The organism is Microbulbifer thermotolerans (genome assembly GCF_001617625.1).
Taxonomy (GTDB): Bacteria; Pseudomonadota; Gammaproteobacteria; order Pseudomonadales; family Cellvibrionaceae; genus Microbulbifer; species Microbulbifer thermotolerans.
Map to the genome: position 1 here is coordinate 2,739,922 of NZ_CP014864.1, position 16,936 is coordinate 2,756,857.

Annotated in this window: 16 protein-coding genes; 1 reads left to right on the forward strand and 15 read right to left on the reverse strand. The window is 58.9% G+C overall.

Annotated elements, in window-relative coordinates; genetic code table 11:
* Positions 1–79 precede the first annotated feature (79 nt).
* The 13 genes from A3224_RS11385 to trmJ all read right to left on the reverse strand — a co-directional run bounded on the left by A3224_RS11385 (position 80) and on the right by trmJ (position 10,364).
* Positions 80–1,060 carry a RodZ domain-containing protein gene (locus A3224_RS11385; RefSeq protein ID WP_067154614.1) on the reverse strand — a complete coding sequence of 327 codons (981 nt, stop codon included), beginning with the start codon at positions 1,058–1,060 and terminating at the stop codon, positions 80–82.
* A complete protein-coding gene (pilW, locus tag A3224_RS11390; protein WP_067154618.1) occupies positions 1,050–1,844 on the reverse strand; it encodes a type IV pilus biogenesis/stability protein PilW in 795 nt (264 codons plus the stop codon). Before pilW ends, A3224_RS11385 begins: the two co-directional genes overlap by 11 nt.
* 36 nt (positions 1,845–1,880) lie before the next feature.
* Positions 1,881–3,044 carry a 23S rRNA (adenine(2503)-C(2))-methyltransferase RlmN gene (rlmN, locus tag A3224_RS11395; RefSeq protein WP_067154621.1) on the reverse strand — a complete coding sequence of 388 codons (1,164 nt, stop codon included), beginning with the start codon at positions 3,042–3,044 and terminating at the stop codon, positions 1,881–1,883.
* 125 nt (positions 3,045–3,169) lie between these two features.
* Positions 3,170–3,598, reverse strand: coding sequence for a nucleoside-diphosphate kinase (gene ndk, locus A3224_RS11400; protein WP_067157902.1), 429 nt, complete (start codon positions 3,596–3,598; stop codon positions 3,170–3,172).
* A 171-nt stretch (positions 3,599–3,769) separates the two neighbouring features.
* Positions 3,770–3,964: a Fe-S cluster assembly protein IscX gene (iscX, locus tag A3224_RS11405; protein ID WP_067154623.1), complete on the reverse strand. Its 195-nt coding sequence runs from the start codon at positions 3,962–3,964 to the stop codon at positions 3,770–3,772.
* 48 nt (positions 3,965–4,012) lie between these two features.
* On the reverse strand, positions 4,013–4,351 hold the full coding sequence (fdx, locus tag A3224_RS11410) for an ISC system 2Fe-2S type ferredoxin (protein WP_067154626.1): 339 nt from the start codon (positions 4,349–4,351) through the stop codon (positions 4,013–4,015).
* A 43-nt stretch (positions 4,352–4,394) separates the two neighbouring features.
* On the reverse strand, positions 4,395–6,260 hold the full coding sequence (hscA, locus tag A3224_RS11415) for a Fe-S protein assembly chaperone HscA (RefSeq protein WP_067154628.1): 1,866 nt from the start codon (positions 6,258–6,260) through the stop codon (positions 4,395–4,397).
* 2 nt (positions 6,261–6,262) lie between these two features.
* On the reverse strand, positions 6,263–6,787 hold the full coding sequence (gene hscB, locus A3224_RS11420; RefSeq protein ID WP_067154631.1) for a Fe-S protein assembly co-chaperone HscB: 525 nt from the start codon (positions 6,785–6,787) through the stop codon (positions 6,263–6,265).
* Between the two features lie 105 nt (positions 6,788–6,892).
* Positions 6,893–7,216: an iron-sulfur cluster assembly protein IscA gene (gene iscA / locus A3224_RS11425; RefSeq protein WP_067154635.1), complete on the reverse strand. Its 324-nt coding sequence runs from the start codon at positions 7,214–7,216 to the stop codon at positions 6,893–6,895.
* Between the two features lie 30 nt (positions 7,217–7,246).
* On the reverse strand, positions 7,247–7,666 hold the full coding sequence (gene iscU, locus A3224_RS11430; protein WP_067154638.1) for a Fe-S cluster assembly scaffold IscU: 420 nt from the start codon (positions 7,664–7,666) through the stop codon (positions 7,247–7,249).
* A gap of 20 nt (positions 7,667–7,686) precedes the next feature.
* Entirely contained in the window at positions 7,687–8,901 is a 1,215-nt protein-coding gene (locus tag A3224_RS11435; RefSeq protein WP_067154641.1) for an IscS subfamily cysteine desulfurase, read from the reverse strand.
* A 53-nt stretch (positions 8,902–8,954) separates the two neighbouring features.
* Positions 8,955–9,431, reverse strand: a complete 477-nt coding sequence (gene iscR, locus A3224_RS11440) for a Fe-S cluster assembly transcriptional regulator IscR (protein ID WP_067154643.1) — start codon at positions 9,429–9,431, stop codon at positions 8,955–8,957.
* A gap of 141 nt (positions 9,432–9,572) precedes the next feature.
* Positions 9,573–10,364 carry a tRNA (cytosine(32)/uridine(32)-2'-O)-methyltransferase TrmJ gene (gene trmJ / locus A3224_RS11445; protein WP_067154646.1) on the reverse strand — a complete coding sequence of 264 codons (792 nt, stop codon included), beginning with the start codon at positions 10,362–10,364 and terminating at the stop codon, positions 9,573–9,575.
* A gap of 133 nt (positions 10,365–10,497) precedes the next feature.
* On the opposite strand from trmJ, the gene A3224_RS11450 reads away from it, so the two are divergent.
* Positions 10,498–11,301, forward strand: a complete 804-nt coding sequence (locus A3224_RS11450) for an inositol monophosphatase family protein (protein ID WP_067157905.1) — start codon at positions 10,498–10,500, stop codon at positions 11,299–11,301.
* A gap of 13 nt (positions 11,302–11,314) precedes the next feature.
* Here A3224_RS11450 and A3224_RS11455 read toward each other — a convergent pair whose 3' ends face one another.
* Positions 11,315–14,335 (reverse strand): EAL domain-containing protein, encoded by a 3,021-nt coding sequence (locus A3224_RS11455; protein ID WP_067154649.1) that lies wholly within the window; start codon positions 14,333–14,335, stop codon positions 11,315–11,317.
* A 134-nt stretch (positions 14,336–14,469) separates the two neighbouring features.
* A complete protein-coding gene (locus A3224_RS11460) occupies positions 14,470–16,470 on the reverse strand; it encodes an ATP-binding protein (protein ID WP_067154652.1) in 2,001 nt (666 codons plus the stop codon).
* Positions 16,471–16,936: the final 466 nt, after the last annotated feature.

The window sequence follows — 16,936 nt, forward strand, 5'->3', positions numbered from 1 at the left end:
GCGGATACAAAATATGAAGGAGGGATTATAGAGAGATTGGGCGCAAACCTACAGGGGCCGCGCCCTAGCGAAGAGTGAACTACTCGCCCACTGTCAGGCGGCGGGTGCGGCGGCTACCGATGGGGTCACTGTCAATCAGCTCGCCGCGATAGCGCACTTGTGTTCCCCGGGCATTGCCCAGCATTAACTGATAAGGGGCCTCACCGCTCAGCTCGACTTCAGTACCGGCGGGCTGCAACTTGGCCAGCAGTACGCGGCCGCTGGCGTCCTTGACCTCGACCCAGGACTCCTCGACAAACGTCAGCCGCAGTGCGCCGTCGACAGATGCTGCGGAGGGTTCCACTGACTGCCCGGAGCCAGACTCTTCAGCACTGGTGGCCGGCGTCACGACGGCCTGCGGTTCAGCAATTGCCGGCACCTGTTCCGATTCACCGACAGCGGAGATCGGATCCGCCTCAATTGCAGGCATGGCACTGAGTTCGGCCTCGCTCTCCGCTGAATCCGCGGCAGCCGCTCCATCCGCAACGACAACGTCACCGCCCTCAGGCTCCACGGCGGCCAGCTCATCCCTTGGCGCTTCCGGATACAAGCCCCCGTTGGCGAGCGCAGCCGGCTGCTGTGCCACATCGCGGCCATATAGCCACCAGAAAACAACCCCCACCAGCAACAGCGGCAACACCAATAGGCCCCGCATGCGGTGTCGAACCGGAGAAACTTCTCCTCCACGGCTGACGTGGGCAAGTATTTCACGGCTCTCTTCCTCGGCACTGCAATAGCCGGAGAATGCCTGCAACACGGGCCCCTCGTCGATATTCAGCTCTTTGCAGAGATTGCGGATATAGCCGCGCACATAGATGGCGCCCGGCAGGCGGTCGTACTGATCGCGCTCCAGCAGTTCCAGTTTGTTCCCGGTCATGCACAGGCGGTTGGACAATTCCTCCCGGCTCAGGCCGGCCGCCTCCCGGGCGCGTTGCAGCTGGCTGCCGGGGGAATTATCCAGCAGCTGTTCACGGGATTCACCCGTCTGCTCGCGGGCGATATCGGAAAGGTTATCCGTCATTGGCCATAGTCTGTTTGTACTTCAGCGCTTCCGCCGAATAGGGGTAGAGATTTTTCAGCGCCAGGGCATAACTCCGTTCCTTGTCCCGGTTGCCAAAAATTTTCTCAATTCGGATACCCAGCCACAGGGACTGAGGTATCTGCCGGTTTTTCGCACTGTATCTGTCCAGGTAGTGCTTTGCCTCTACATAAGCACCGGTATTAAATTTAAGTTCGGCCAATTCCAGTAAGGCTTGAGGCAAATCGTCATCCAGCGCCAGGGCGCGGGTGTAAGCCTTCTCTGCCTCTTCCACCTTGCCCAGCTTTGCGGCTGTACGGCCATAGTTGGTCAGCGCATAGGAGCGGCGGTTATAGGTGAGATCGGAAGCCGCTTTCTCAAACTGCACTAGCGCTTCCTCGTAGCGCTCCTGCTGGTAGAGAAAGGCACCGTAGTTGGTCCGCGCCATGGAGAAGTTGTCTCCGTAGCGCAACGCTTTCTTGAAGTGGGATTCAGCCACCTCTACCTCGCCGTCCGTCTGATACATCAGCGCGAGTCCGAGATGGGCCATAGGGTCCTTTTTACCGAGTTCCAGGGCCTTGTTGAAATGGTGGCGGGCCGCCTCGCGGTTGTCGCCATTTCTCAGGTAACGCAGCCCCAGCTGCACATGGGTCTGAACCGCTTTTTCAATATCAACTTCCTGCCGCTGCGGCAGGCCGGTTGTGACACAGCCGCTCAGCGCGACCGAGAGGATCAAGCCAGAAAGAAGTCCGGAGAGTTTTTTCGCTAACACAACATCACCTGTCATTGTTTTGTTCCGGCCTCCGGTGATGTTCTGTCGACATCACCCGACGAAGCGCACCGGGCTTTCTATCTCGCCTTGGTCTGCGCCATCGTCTCGGAGCCGGGCATTGCGGTAGCGTTCAGAGCGGCGCGTGCGATCGTTAACGCTGCCAGCCAACTGACCGCAGGCCGCGGCAATGTCATCGCCGCGGGTGGTGCGCACGGTTACCGTATAACCTTTGTCCAACAAAATCTGTTGAAAGCGTCGCAAAGCATTGTTGCTTACCCGCTCGTAGTCGGACAGCTCAAACGGATTGAAGGGTATCAGATTTATCTTGACTGGCACATCGCGCAGCAGCTCCGCCAACTGCTCGGCATGCTCGGGACGGTCGTTGACCTCGCGGATCAGGGTGTACTCAATGGTGATCTTGCGATGGCTGTCCGGCATGCGCTCTATGTAGCGCTGGGCGGAATCCAGCAGCATGGCGATCGGATATTTTTTATTGATGGGAACCAGCTGGTTGCGCAGCTCGTCGTTGGGCGCGTGCAGGGAGATGGCCAGACTGACATCAGTCACATCCGCGAGGCGGTCCAGCGCGGGCACCACGCCGGATGTAGATAGGGTGACCCGGCGCTTGGAAATGCCGTAGGCATTGTCTTCCATCATCAGGGTCATGGCGTCGACCACATTGTCAAAATTCAACAGCGGTTCGCCCATACCCATCATAACGACGTTGGTCACCTTGCGCGGACCTTTCGGCTGCAACTGACCGAAGGACTTACAGGCGATCCACACCTGACCGATGATCTCCGCCGCGCTCAGGTCGCGATTGAAGCCCTGCTTGCCTGTGGCGCAAAAGCTACAGTCCAAAGAGCAGCCAACCTGGGAGGATACGCAGAGGGTACCTCGGTCACCATCGGGGATATAGACGGTCTCAATGGCATTGCCGCCCTCGACGCGGATCAGCCATTTGCGCGTGCCGTCGGCGGAGTCCCACTGACCCAGTACCTCGGGCGCCCGCACCTCTGCCACCTGAGCCAATTTCTCTCGCAGTACCTTGGAGATATTGGTCATCTGCGAGAAGTCATCGACCCCATTTTGGTGAATCCACTTGAGCACCTGCACCGCGCGAAAACGCTTTTCGCCCAGCGATTCAAAGAAGGCGGCCAGCTTGTCCGGGGACAGGCCGAGCAGGTTGGTTTTGGCGGTTTGCGCTTGGGTCATGGGATTACCTCGTGGGATTCAGGCTTAGGAGCGGACCCGCTTCTTTCCGTGAGCGGCCTGCGCACTTTGACAAAGTGCCACAATCCGCTGCGGGGCGGGCCCTTCACACTGCCTTTGTCGCGAAATCAGCTGCGCGGGCAAATCTCGTCTTCGGCAAAGAAGTAGCTCACCTCACGCGCTGCAGACTCAGGGGAGTCGGAGCCGTGTACCGCATTGGCGTCGATGCTCTGGGCGAAGTCGGCGCGGATAGTGCCGGGAGCTGCTTCCTGCGGGTTGGTGGCCCCCATCAGATCGCGGTTTGCCTGAATAGCATTTTCACCTTCCAGTACCTGTACCACGACCGGACCGGAAGTCATGAAGTCCACCAGATCTTTGAAGAAGGGACGCTCTTTGTGTTCGGCATAGAAGCCCTCGGCCTTCTCGCGGGACAGGTGCAGCATTTTCATGGCAACAATACGCAAACCGGCTTTTTCGAAGCGGGTTTCGATTTCGCCGATAACATTCTTGGCTACCGCGTCCGGCTTGATAATGGAAAGAGTGCGTTCCAGGGCCATCTTGTTCTCCAATTTCAGTGTTTGCAATGCTTATACAGAAAGAGCAACTCAAACAGTTGCTCTTCAATGAATTCTTGTGTGCCCGCGCGGAGCACTCAGATTTTAATCACCGCCATTTTGCGGAGGGCGGATTATACGCGCTGTTGCACGAAGTTTGTACTATCTGGTGACTTACTCGGCCTCTTCGATCCATGCCGCCTGTATAGCCTCGAGAATTTTTTCACCACAGCGCTCGGGATCATCGTCAAAACCGGGCAGCTCCATCACCCAGTTGCGCAGTTCAACAAAGTTGACCGAGAGTGGGTCCACGTCCGGGTATGCTTCCACCAACTCGATAGCGATGTCGTTGATATCTGTCCATTTCATCTGCGTCTTCTCCTCGCAACTAGACCTGCGGCGATTCAGACCAACTGGTCAATGTTTTTCCGATACCTGGTTGATGGTGTATTTGGGAATCTCGACCACCAGATCTTCGTCACTCACGATTGCCTGGCAGGACAGGCGCGATTCCGGCTCCAACCCCCAGGCCTTATCCAGCATGTCCTCTTCCAGTTCGTCAGGCTCTTCCAGGGAGTCAAAACCCTCGCGCACGATCACGTGACAGGTGGTGCAGGCACAGGATTTTTCGCAGGCGTGCTCTATCTCAACACCGTTCTCAAGGGCCGCGTCACAGATACTGATTCCGGGTTCCACTTCCACCACCTTGCCCTCGGGGCAAATTTCGGCGTGGGGCAAAAAAACGATTTTTGGCATGGGCTTGTAACTCTATCCAGTGGGTCCCTCAGGGTCCCGGCATTTATTGATCGAATTCGTCCAGGGAGTGCCCCTGCATGGCGCGTTTAATGGAGGCATCCATACGGCGCGCAGCGAAAGGCTCAGATACCTGATTGAGCGCGTCAATGCGCCGCCGGATTTCGTCCGCATCGCCGCCGTTGTGCGCCAACCGCAGCGCCTCCATGGCCCGCTCCAGATCGCTCAGTTCCTCTTCGCTGAGCAGCTCAGCGCCATTTTCTTGCAACGCAGTCAGCAGTGCCTCCAGGGTGCGCTCCGCCTCCACTTGGGCCTCGCGCAGCGCCCGCGCAACCTTGTCTTCCTCGGCGTGGGCGTAGGAATCCTGGAGCATGCGGGCAATGTCCTTATCCTCCAGGCCATAGGAGGGTTTGACAGTGACATCGGCACTGACGCCACTGCTCTTCTCCGTCGCTGTCACCGACAAAAGGCCGTCCGCATCCACCTGGAAAGTCACGCGGATATGGGCGGCACCAGCCACCATGGGCGGTATACCGCGCAATTCAAAACGGGCCAGGGAGCGGCAGTCCTTGACCAACTCGCGCTCTCCCTGCACCACGTGGATCGCCATGGCTGTCTGGCCGTCTTTGAAAGTGGTGAACTCCTGGGCCTTGGCTACGGGAATCGTGGTGTTGCGGTGAATCAGTTTCTCCGTCAAACCACCCATAGTTTCGATACCGAGAGACAGAGGTATCACATCCAGCAGCAGCAGGTCGTCGCGGGATTTGTTGCCTACCAGCACGTCCGCCTGCAGGGCCGCGCCAATGGCAACCACCTGATCGGGGTCTATATCCGCATGGGGCGGACGGCCGAAGTATTCCTCTACCCGCTCGCGCACGCGCAGGGTACGGGTGGAACCGCCCACCAGTACCACCTCCTGCACATCCTCAACAGACAAGCCGGCATCGCGCAGGGCGCGCCGGCAGGCGCGCAGTGTCTTGTCGATCAGGGGGTCCAGCAGCCGCGCCATACCAGCGCGATCCAGAGTGCCCCGCCAATCCCCACAGGCGACTTCCACCTGCTCTTTGCTTGCCAAAGCCTCTTTGGCGGCACAGGCATTATCCAGCAGTTCACGCTGGGTGGCCGGGTCCAGGTCGGTGCCCAATCCCGCCTGTGCTGCGATCCAGCTGGCGATGGCGCGGTCGAAGTCGTCGCCGCCGAGAGCGGTATCACCGCCGGTAGAGAGCACCTCAAAGACACCGCGGGACAGGCGCAGAATGGAAATATCGAAGGTGCCGCCCCCCAAATCGTAGACAGCTATGATCTTGGAGTCGGCGTCATCTCTATCCAGACCATAGGCGACCGCGGCCGCCGTGGGCTCGTTCAGCAACCGCAGCACCTTGAGACCCGCCAGTTGCGCGGCGTCTTTGGTGGCTTGGCGCTGGGCATCATCAAAATAGGCGGGTACGGTAATGACCGCGCCATCCAGCTCGCCGCCGAGGGCCTCCCGACCACGCTGCGCCAGTGTTTTCAAAATTTCGGCGGATACCTGAACGGGACTCACCGGCCCGGCAGCGGTTTCAATCAAAGGCATTCCGCCATCGGTATCGGCAAATCTGTATGGCAATTGATCGCCGAAACTCTGCACATCGGCAATGCCCCGCCCCATCATGCGCTTGACCGAGATCAGCGTGTTGTACGGGTCGTCTCCGGCGCGGGCGCGGGCAACGGCGCCCACACTGATGCCCGCTTCACCGTAGTGCACGACCGACGGCAGTATCACACTGCCGTCTTCCGCCGCTATGGCTTCTGCCGAGCCGCTGCGCACCGTGGCCACCAGCGAATTGGTGGTCCCCAGATCGATGCCGACTGCACGTTTGCGCTGGTGGGGTTCGGGAGTCTGGCCGGGTTCGGAGATTTGCAGTAATGCCATTTTTAATCCAGTAAATCTTCTTCCAGGTCTTCCACTTGTCGCTGCAACTTGGCGAGAAATTGCAATTTAAAGAGGGAGTTTTTCGCCGCTTCCAAATCGCCCGCCGTTAAGTACCCGGCGAAATGTTTTTGCTCAGCAACAAAAAGGCCGCGCACTTCATCCCCAAGGTGGTCCAGCGCCCTTTCCGGTTCTGCCGCGTCCCGCACTTCTTCCAAACGCTCGCGCAGTACCATCTGCTGCATCAGAAATTCCGCGTCGCTGGTAGTCTGTTCGGGACTTACTTCCACGCCGGAGAGCCGCAACAGGTAAGCCGCGCGCGCCACGGGATCGCGCAAAGTGGTATGGGCTTCGTTAATCTTCGCCGCGTACTGCATCGCCAGCCGCTGTTCGCGCTCGGACTTGGCGGCGTACTTATCGGGGTGGAACTCCCGCTGTAGTTCCCGGTAGCGCTCGGCCAGGGCCGCGCGATCAATATCGAACTCGGGGGTGAGGCCGAATATTTCAAAATAATTCTGATTCAGTGGCATAGGCATTTACCCCGGCAGGCTGCGTTTACACTGCCCCGCAGATGGTGGAGATATGAAAAAGGCCGGCATGCACGACGCACCCGGCCTTTCCACGGCTGGCGGGGATCACACGTGAAAACTTTCGCCGCAACCGCACTCGTTCTTCACGTTCGGATTGGAAAAGGCAAACCCTTCATTCAGCCCTTCCTTGACGAAATCCAATTCGGTACCGTCCAGGTAGACAAGACTCTTTGGGTCCACCACCAGCTTGACGCCATTCTGCTCGAAAACCATGTCCTCGGCAGACACTGCGTCGACAAACTCCAGCACATAGGAAAGGCCAGAGCAACCGGCGGTCTTGACGCCGACACGAATACCCACGCCCTTGCCGCGTTTTTCAAGCTGGCGGCGGATATGCGCCTGCGCGGCTTCCGTCATGGTAATGGCCATTGCAATTCTACCCCTACTGCCCGATGGGTTTTAGCCCGCGGCTTTTGTGTCGACTTCCTGTTCTGCCAGCTGGCCACGCTTCTCGCGGATATTGCGTACCGCAGCCTTGATGGCGTCCTCCGCCAGTACTGAACAGTGGATTTTCACTGGCGGCAAGGCCAACTCCTCGGCGATAGCGGTGTTTTTGATCTGCTCGGCCTCCTCCAGGGTTTTTCCCTTTACCCACTCAGTGAGGAGAGAACTGGAGGCGATGGCGGAACCGCAGCCATAGGTTTTGAACTTGGCGTCTTCGATGACACCTTCGTCATTCACCTGAATCTGCAGACGCATGACGTCGCCGCAGGCGGGTGCGCCCACCATGCCAGTGCCCACATTGTCCGCCTTCTCGTCAAGGCGGCCGACATTGCGGGGGCGTTCGTAGTGGTCGATGACTTTATCGCTATAGGCCATTGCTAATCTCTCCTAAACCTTTAATGCGCCGCCCATTCAATGGTATTGAGGTCGATGCCGTCTTTGTACATATCCCACAGCGGCGACAATTCGCGCAGTTTTTCCACTGCCTTGCGCACCTCCGCCGCCGCCGTATCCACATCTTGTTCGCTGGTAAAGCGGCCAAAACTGAAGCGCAGGGAGCTGTGGGCCAGTTCGTCATTCACTCCCAGGGCGCGCAGTACGTAGCTGGGCTCCAAACTGGCGGAGGTACACGCGGAGCCAGAGGAAATCGCCAGATCCTTCAGGGACATAATCAGGCTCTCACCCTCCACAAAGGCGAAGCTCACATTCAGGTTGCCGGGCACCCGCTGCTCCATGGAACCGTTGACATGAACTTCTTCCATATCCTTGATCTGGTCCCAGAAGCGATTGCGCAGCGCCAGCATGCGCGCAGACTCGTCCGCCATTTCCTCCTTGGCAATGCGGAAAGCTTCCCCCATGCCGACAATCTGATGGGTCGGCAGTGTGCCGGAACGCATGCCGCGCTCGTGGCCGCCGCCGTGCATTTGCGCCTCGATACGCACCCGCGGCTTGCGGCGTACATACAGAGCGCCAATGCCTTTGGGGCCGTAGACCTTGTGCGCGGAAAAGGACATCAGATCCACTTTCAGCGCCCCCAGATCGATCGGCAGTTTACCGGCGCTCTGGGCCGCGTCCACATGGAAGATCACCTTGCGGGCACGGCACAGCTCACCGATGGCCGCAATATCGTTGACCGTGCCGATCTCGTTGTTGACGTGCATCAGGCTGACGAGAATGGTGTCATCGCGCAGCGCCTCTTCCACCTGCTCCGGATAGACAATGCCGTCGGGGCGCGGATCGAGGTAGGTGACCTCAAACCCCTCGCGCTCCAACTGGCGGCAGGTATCCAGCACCGCCTTGTGCTCTATCTTGGAGGTGATGATATGTTTGCCGCGGCTCTGGTAAAAATGGGCTGCCCCTTTGATAGCCAGGTTGTCGGACTCAGTGGCACCACTGGTCCAGACGATCTCACGCGGATCGGCATTGACCAGTTCCGCCACTTGACGACGCGCCTCTTCCACTGCCTCTTCCGCCTTCCAGCCATACAGGTGCGAACGCGAGGCCGGGTTGCCAAAGTTGCCCTCCATCGTCAAGTAGTCCGCCATTTTGGCGGCAACGCGCGGATCCACCGGGCAGGTGGCCGAGTAATCCAGATAGATGGGAAGCTTCATAGTCATACCGTTTCGCTCAGTAACTCTTTGTACATCTCGCGGGAAGGGCCCGGTTACAGGCCGCCGACCACCGCGACCCGCTCTTCCGGGGCCTCGCGTATATCCTGCCGGCGCGCCACTTCCTGCACTTCCGAGCGGGCTACCAGATTGGCGAGGCTGATACCGCTGAGGAAGTTGTGAATCTGTTCGCTCAAATCGGACCACAGATAATGGGTCAGACATTGTTCACCGTTGGCACAGTCCGCATTGCCGCCGCAATTAGTGGCGTCCACAGACTCATTCACCGCGTCAACGATCTGCGCCACGAAAATATCGGCACCATCCCGCGCCAGGCGGTAACCACCACCCGGACCGCGCACACTGGAGACCAGGCCGGACTGACGCAGACGGGAGAACAGCTGTTCCAGATAAGACAGGGAAATGCCCTGGCGTTTGGAAATGTCCGCCAGGCTGATAGGACCACGATCGGCGTGCAACGCCAAATCCAGCATCGCCGTGACCGCGTAGCGACCTTTGGTTGTCAAACGCATATCAGCTCCCGACTGATCTACAACCCTCTTTCGATCGGGCCGCGAGTATGGAATAACCCACCAAGTTAGTCAAGTATATAACCCAGCTCTTGTGTCAGGAATTATATCCCACTCGCCGCCCACGGGCGTCACCTGGTTCATCTATTCCGGGCGTCCCTTGCCACCGGTCCCGTAGATGTAATTCTGTATCGCTGTCAGCCAGCCGCGCAGTATACCCAGCTCCATATCGTCCGGGCGTACGCGACTGAACAGTCTGCGCAGACGGGTCATAGTCTGACGCGGGTTTTCCGGATCTATAAAGCCGAGCTCTCCCAGGGCCTGCTGCAAGTGCTCGAAATAAAGTTCCATATCACCGGCTTTGGCAGGCGGCCTGTCCCAATCGGCGTAATTCAGAGCCTCACCTTTTTCCGCCTCCAGCGCCGCCACGCGAACCTCATAGGCGAGCACCTGTACCGCAGTGGCCAAGTTCAGGGAGCTGTACTCTGGATTGGCCGGAATATGCACGTGAAAATTGCAGGCCTGCAACTCCTCGTTAGTCAGCCCTCGGTCCTCGCGTCCGAACACCAGTGCCACCGGATGAGTAGCTGCCTCAGCCACGGCTCTGGCGCCACATTGGCGCGGCGTCAAAAGCGGCCAGGGTATGCGGCGTTCGCGGGCGCTGGTGGCCACCACCAGACCGCAGTCAGCCACGGCCTCCTCCAGCGTCTCCACCACTACGGCGCTGTCCAGCAAATCGGCAGCGCCAGCGGCGCGCCAGACGGCATTGGCGGCAGGGAATTCCCGCGGCGCCACTAGGTAGAGCTGGCTGAGCCCCATATTTTTCAGCGCGCGCGCGGCGCCGCCGATATTGCCGGGATGAGCGGTGTTCACCAACACCACACGGATATTGTCGAGGACAGCGAGTGGATTGCTGTCGAGAGGGGACTTGGCCATACTCTGCGGATATTTCAGTTTGTCGGGATGACGCGGGCGCGCGAGTGTAGCAAATATGCGCCGGAATCCCTACAATCGCTCCGCCGCGGCGAGCCCGTGGCCAGTTTTTTTCAACAACAAGTGCGGAATTGTTATGGAACCCATGCTGAATATTGCCCTGCGCGCGGCGCGCAAGGCCGGTGAATTGATTGAACGAGCCTGGGAGCGAGGCGACGTCACCAAGTTCGAGGAAAAAGCCCGCAACGATTTCGTCACTGAGGTAGATAAAGCCAGCGAGCAGGAAATTATTTACCACCTGCGCAAGGTCTACCCCAAGCACAGTATCCGCGCCGAAGAAAGTGGCCTACTGGAGGGCGCGGAGCCAGACTATGAGTGGATTATCGACCCTCTCGACGGTACCACCAACTTTATTCACGGTATTCCCCAGTTTGCGATCTCCATCGCCTGCCGTTACCGCGGGCGCATCGAGCACGCCGTGGTACTGGACCCCATCAAGCGCGAAGAGTTTACCGCCAGTCGCGGCCGCGGCGCGGCCCTGAATGGGCGCCGCATCCGCGTATCGCCCCGGCAGAATATGCGCGGCGCCCTGATCGGCACCGGCGTGCCCTTCAATGGTCCCGCTCTGGATGCCATAGACCCTTACCTGGCGGCATTTAAGGAAATCGCTGGCCAGACTGCGGGCATCCGCCGCCCCGGCGCCGCCTCCCTGGACCTGGCCTATGTGGCCGCCGGACGTTTCGACGGCTTCTGGGAAATGTACCTGAACACCTGGGATATCGCGGCGGGATCCTTGTTAGTGAAAGAGGCCGGCGGCCTGATCAGTGACTTCCGGGGTGGGGAGAGCTACCTGGATTCAGGGCACTTGGTCTGCGGGACCCCCAAAGTCTTCAAACCACTGCTGCAAACCGTCGGCAGGCATTTGGGTCACCTTCGCTAAGACCCCGCCCCACCTAGCGCTCGGTCAGCGCCGCCGGCTGTGCGACAGTTGGCGCAGCCGCATCCAGCAGCTGCGCCAGCGGTTGGGGCTGACCGACATAATAGCCCTGCATCAGATCCACACCGATACGGCGCAATCGCTCAGCGGTGGAGGCGTCTTCCACATATTCCGCAATAGTCCTGGCACCAAGGCGATGCGCCACCTGATGGATGGACTCGACAATAATCAGATCGACGAAGTTGGATTCCACCTGGCGCACGAAGCTGCCGTCGATCTTGATGTAATCAATGGAGAAGGCTTTTAAATAACCGAACGAACTGAGTCCGTTACCGAAGTCGTCCAGCGCCACCTCACACCCCATCTTGCGCAGGGTTGCGACAAAGTGGCTGGCGCTTTCCATCTGATTGATGATCGCCGTTTCAGTGATTTCAAAGCCGATTCGTGACAGCGGTACCGGCGTCTCCTCCAACAGCCGGATCAGGTGGGTCTGGAATTCGGCATCGCCCAGTGCATCGGCGGAAAGATTGAGGGAAAAGCGGATTCCCGCGGCGCAAATCTGGGCCGCGCGCCGCGCGAGCACCTCATCCACCACCCAGCGGTCTATCTGCAGCATCAACCCGTACCGCTCAGCGGCGGGAATAAAAGCCGCCGGCATAATCAGCGCGCCGCGGTGATCCACCATGCGTACCAGAATCTCGCAATGACTGACTACTCCGGTATCGGCGGTTTCCGCCACCGCCTGTGCATAAAGTGTCAGCCGTCCACCGTCCAGCGCCTCGCGGATAGTCGAGGCCATAATAATTTCCCGGTGGCGTAAAGCCGCGGCGCTCTGCTCCATCTCGTAAATCATCACGGTACCGCGGCTGGCGTGCTTGGCGGAGTAGCAAGCCACGTCCGCCTGGCTCAACAAATCGCCCAGGCGGTGGTTGTCGCAGTTGATTTCCGTGATACCAATACTCGCGCCGACATCATAGACGCGTTCGTTCCACGGGAAGCGCAGGGAGACAACCTGCCGAATCAACTGCTCACAGCGCAGCTTTGCCTGCATCTTGTTGCAGTTGCGGAAGAGTACCCCGAACTCGTCTCCACCCAGTCGCGCAACACAGTCGCTGGTGCGCAACAGGGCGCGCAGATAGCTGCCGATCTTTTTCAACAAAGCATCGCCAGCCAAATGGCCGGCACTGTCGTTAATCACTTTGAAGCGATCCAGATCGACAAATGCCAGCGCGTGGCACTCATCGCCACAACGCGCACTGTCAATGGCTTTCAGCAATTCGCGTTTGAAAGCGTCGCGATTGAGGAGGCCAGTAAGATCGTCGTGAGAGGCTTTATAAGTGAGTTGGCGTATCAGCTGGCGCGACTCGCTGACATCCTGAAATACCATCACCGCACCCAACAGCTTATCCCTCTCCGTCTTCAGTGGGGCAGCTGAATTCTTGATTTCATAGGTACGCCCGTCGCGGCTGTGCAGAACGGCACCTTCGGCACCGCGCACCGCCGCTCCCAACTGCAGACACTCCGAGACCGGGTTGTCCAAGGGTTCGCCATCGACCCCCATTGTGCTATGGAAAATGCGATCCAGGGGCAGCCCTCGCGCTTCCTCCATTGTGACGCCGGTCATCTGCTCGGCCACCGGGTTCATAAAATTGACCTTCTGATCAACGTCGGTGGAAATGACCGCATCGGCAATGGAGGATAGTGTGACCTGCAGCCGCTCACGGGATTCCAGTAGTTTTGCCTCACTGCGTTTGCGGCTGTCGATATCCTCAACCTGGGCAATGGAGTAAAGCGCTCTACCATCGGCCCCGCGGGCGAGAGAGCATGAAAGATGGCCCCAGACCACCGCGCCGTCTTTGCGCACATAGCGCTTTTCCATCTGCGGCACATCGCACTCTCCACGCACATATTCCCGCCAGAAAGTGCGACTCTCGGCCTCGTCACCGGCGTAAGTGAGGTCGAAGACACTGCGGCCGATCAGTTCGCTTTCCTCGTAACCCAGGAAGGTGCAAAAGCTGCGATTGACCCGCCGGACCACCCCGTCGAGAGACACTAGGAGCATGCCGATATGCGACTGCTCCACCGCCTCGCGGAAGCTGCTCTCCATGGCGATAATGCGCGCGTTGCGATGGCGCTCAATATTGGTATAAACCGCCATGACGTAAGCTGGAATCACGGCAGCAAATATGGAGAGCACCAAGTGCAGCCCGGTTCTCTCGCCTGCAATCGGGGACAGGCTGGGATTGGGATGCGCGTCCACGCCGACATATTTCAGCGCTAGGGACAAAATAGCGACGAAGATCACGATCAGCGTCTGGAAAATGGGCAGCCGAGTGGCAGCCCAGATCAGGGGAAGAGAGACAAAAACAAAAGACTGCAGAGCGATTTCCAAAATCAGAAATATCACCGCGATCACTGCTCCGGTCACGGTAAGCAGACGGCTCAGTTGTACCCGGTCCAGCAGCGCCCGCAAAGATTCCGCGTTGCAGTGGAGCGCCAGGGGAAGCAGTACCAGTATCCCCACAGCATCCGCCAGATACCAAGCGGAAAACAAGGTCCAGTAATCGATGCCGGTGCGCAGCGCTGCTATGGCGGAGCCAATGGTGGCGCTGGCCAGTGGCGGCAACACCGCGGTAATCAGGGTGAAGCGCGCCCATTGCCCGAGACTGTCGAAATACGTCTCATTGGGGAAAAATCGCCGCAACAGCAGTGCGGCGGGCAGGACTTCCGCCAATCCCGCCAACCCGTATATGGCCGCCGCTCCGGCTTCAAACCCCATCGCCAGATCCACGGCGACATTGGCGCACACCAGAGCACACAGCAACGGGGGCCAGTCACGCGGTGGATGTCGATACAAAAACGCAATAGCGATGGCGTCGGGAAACCAGAGAATCGCCGCCCCGCCGTTGACACTGAGCAGCTGTTTGCAAACCGCTACAAAGATGCCGGCCAATACAGCCAATAACAGAGCCGAAACCCACAGACGTTGTCGGAATTCCCGTCCCGCGGGGCGGGCATCCGGTAGAGTGGCAGACATTTCCCTCCTCAGTTTATTGTTGTCTTCCCGTGTATTCGCCTGAATGGGCACCTGCCGGACACGGCGCTTTTGCAGAGCCGGGCAAGTGTAACCCGGTGCGAAAAATTCGCCACCATTGCCGGAACCCTATGTATTTATGGCGCGGTTTTCATCGCATCCGCCAGACACTTGCTCAGCACCCGGGATAACTGCGCCAAGTCATAGGAATCGGGCAGGCCTGCGTCGCAACTTTCACCGCTGTATTCGCCCACAACCACGAAGCGAATAGACGCTGTCACCGGATCCGCCTTTAGAATCCGCGCCGTATCCGCGGCGGATATCCCCGGCACCGAGGCATCGAAGAGCATGATATCCGGACACTGAGTACGAGCGGTGAATATGGCCTCCACAGCGTCGGCCGCAACCAAAAGCCGAACCTGGGGGAAGCCTGCCAGCATGGCTTTCAGCCGGGCGACACTGGAAGGCCGGCTGTCCACGTGCAGAATGTGGCAGGAGGGGAGCTCAACCGGGTCACTCGGCCCCGCCGTCAGTTGCATCACCTCGGCCGGCGGGTCAATCAGGGGGAACTCTATCCAGAAAATAGAACCCTGCCCCTCATGACTATCGAAATCTATGCGCCCGCCCATGGCTTCGGTGAGCCGCTTGGCAATCGCCAAGCCGACGCCAGTACCTTCGATATGCCCCTTTTCCGCTCCCAGGCGGTTGAAGGGCTCGAACACTTCCGCCCGTCTGTCCTCAGGAATTCCCCGGCCGGTATCCAGAATGCTAAGCCGCAGCCAGCCCTCGGCCTGGGGGGCAAAATTGATAACCACACGGCCGTTTTCCCGGTTGTACTTGACCGCGTTGCCGGCAAGGTTCAATACAACCTGTTTGAAGCGCACCGGGTCGGCACTGATATAGGCGGATTCCCAACCCAGGGGTTCAAAAATCAAACTGACACGACGGGTTTCCGCCAGGGGTTCCAGCAGACGTTTGCACTCCGCCACCAGTGACGCTGGCTGAATTGGCTCCATCGACGGCGCCAGTCGAAAGCTGTCAATACGCGCCAGTTCCAACACATCCCCTACCAGATGCAACAAGTGCTGACCCGCGCGGCGGATTTCCCCGAGCCGCTGGCGCTGATCGGGATTGAGACTCTGGTCCAGTTCGATCATCTGGCTGTAACCGAGTATCGCATTTAGCGGAGTGCGCAATTCATGACTGAGACCGAAAAGCAGATTGGCGCGATTTTTATTTTCGCGTTGCAACTGTGTGAGTTCGCACTCGGCGCGGGCCAACGCCTCGCGGCTGGCGGTGATATCCTGCATCACGCCAAGTACACGCAGCGGCTCGCCCCAACTATTGCGCTGTACCTGCCCCCGACAGCGCATCCACACAATACCGCCGTCCCGGTGCCACAGACGGAATTCCACATCCAGTGGAAGCTGTTCGGCCAAGTGGTCCGTAAAAGCTTGTTCGAGGCGCGGCAAGTCCTCGGGCAGCACACGCGACTTCCACAGGGACAGAGCTGTGCGCGCATTGGCATCCACCTGTCCCCGCTCGTAACCCAACATCGCCCAGCAGGCTCTGTCCAGCACAATTTCTTCAGCGCGTAAATCCCACTCCCAGAGACCGTCACCGATCCCCGCAAGAGCCTGCAAAGGCCACTCACCGGGGAGATTGGAAAGATAGGGTACCGACAGTGCCTCGCTGTAATCAGCGCAGCCACCGATAGCGAAGAGTTCGCCGGTATCGGACTTAAAGGCACGCCCCCAGAGGCGCAGCCAATATAACTGGCCGGCACCATCATAGGCGCGAAAAGCGGCATCGATACAGCCCCCCTGTCCGGCCAGGCGCTGGCGCAGCGCCAGCAGTTTTTCGCGGTCGTCCGAATGTACCAGCGGCAAGTCCTCGCTAGTCCAGAGCCCGCACAGGGCCGAGTCCAGGGTTTTGGAAAAAATCGACCAGACCGGTCCTTGAGCGCGCTGGCGGCCACTGTGCGGATGCCACTCCCAGAGACCACAGTCGACATCCAGTAGCAGGCTCTGCAGATAGACAGCCTGCCGGGCAAGCTGCTCAGGCTCCAGCCCGCGCAGCTCATCGGGGGAGGCCAGTTGCAGCGGCGGGGAACCCTTGGGAGGCTGTTGCTCTGACACGTATTTCTCTTTTATACGCTTCTATCTCGGTTAGCGAAGCTCTGGTCCATTCGCTCCCGACAATGAAAACCCTCCGCGTGGGCGTGAGAAGCGCAACGCCGGGACCAACGAGGAGCTTTCGGTCGAATTTATCGGAGGCTGCTTAGTGAAGCATTAATAGCTTGCCGTGAAAAGACCGCAGCCAGCAGCTGCGCCGGTTTTCGCAATACCACTGAAAAAATTTGCGTAAGGGCTGATTAAGTATTGACCTATACGCTCAATTGCTATATACAGGAAAGATTAAAAAAAAGCCCCGCAAAGCGGGGCCAGAATCAGCGATGATGAGAGAAAACGGGAAGTCACGCAGTCTTCGTATGCTATAACCCCGTGATGGATTCCCGGAGCGCAGGCCTCTTGGCCCACGCCAGTAATATTGCAAGCCCCGTGCCAACTTTGGTTTCCCCACGAATTCGTAGTTCTGTGGACG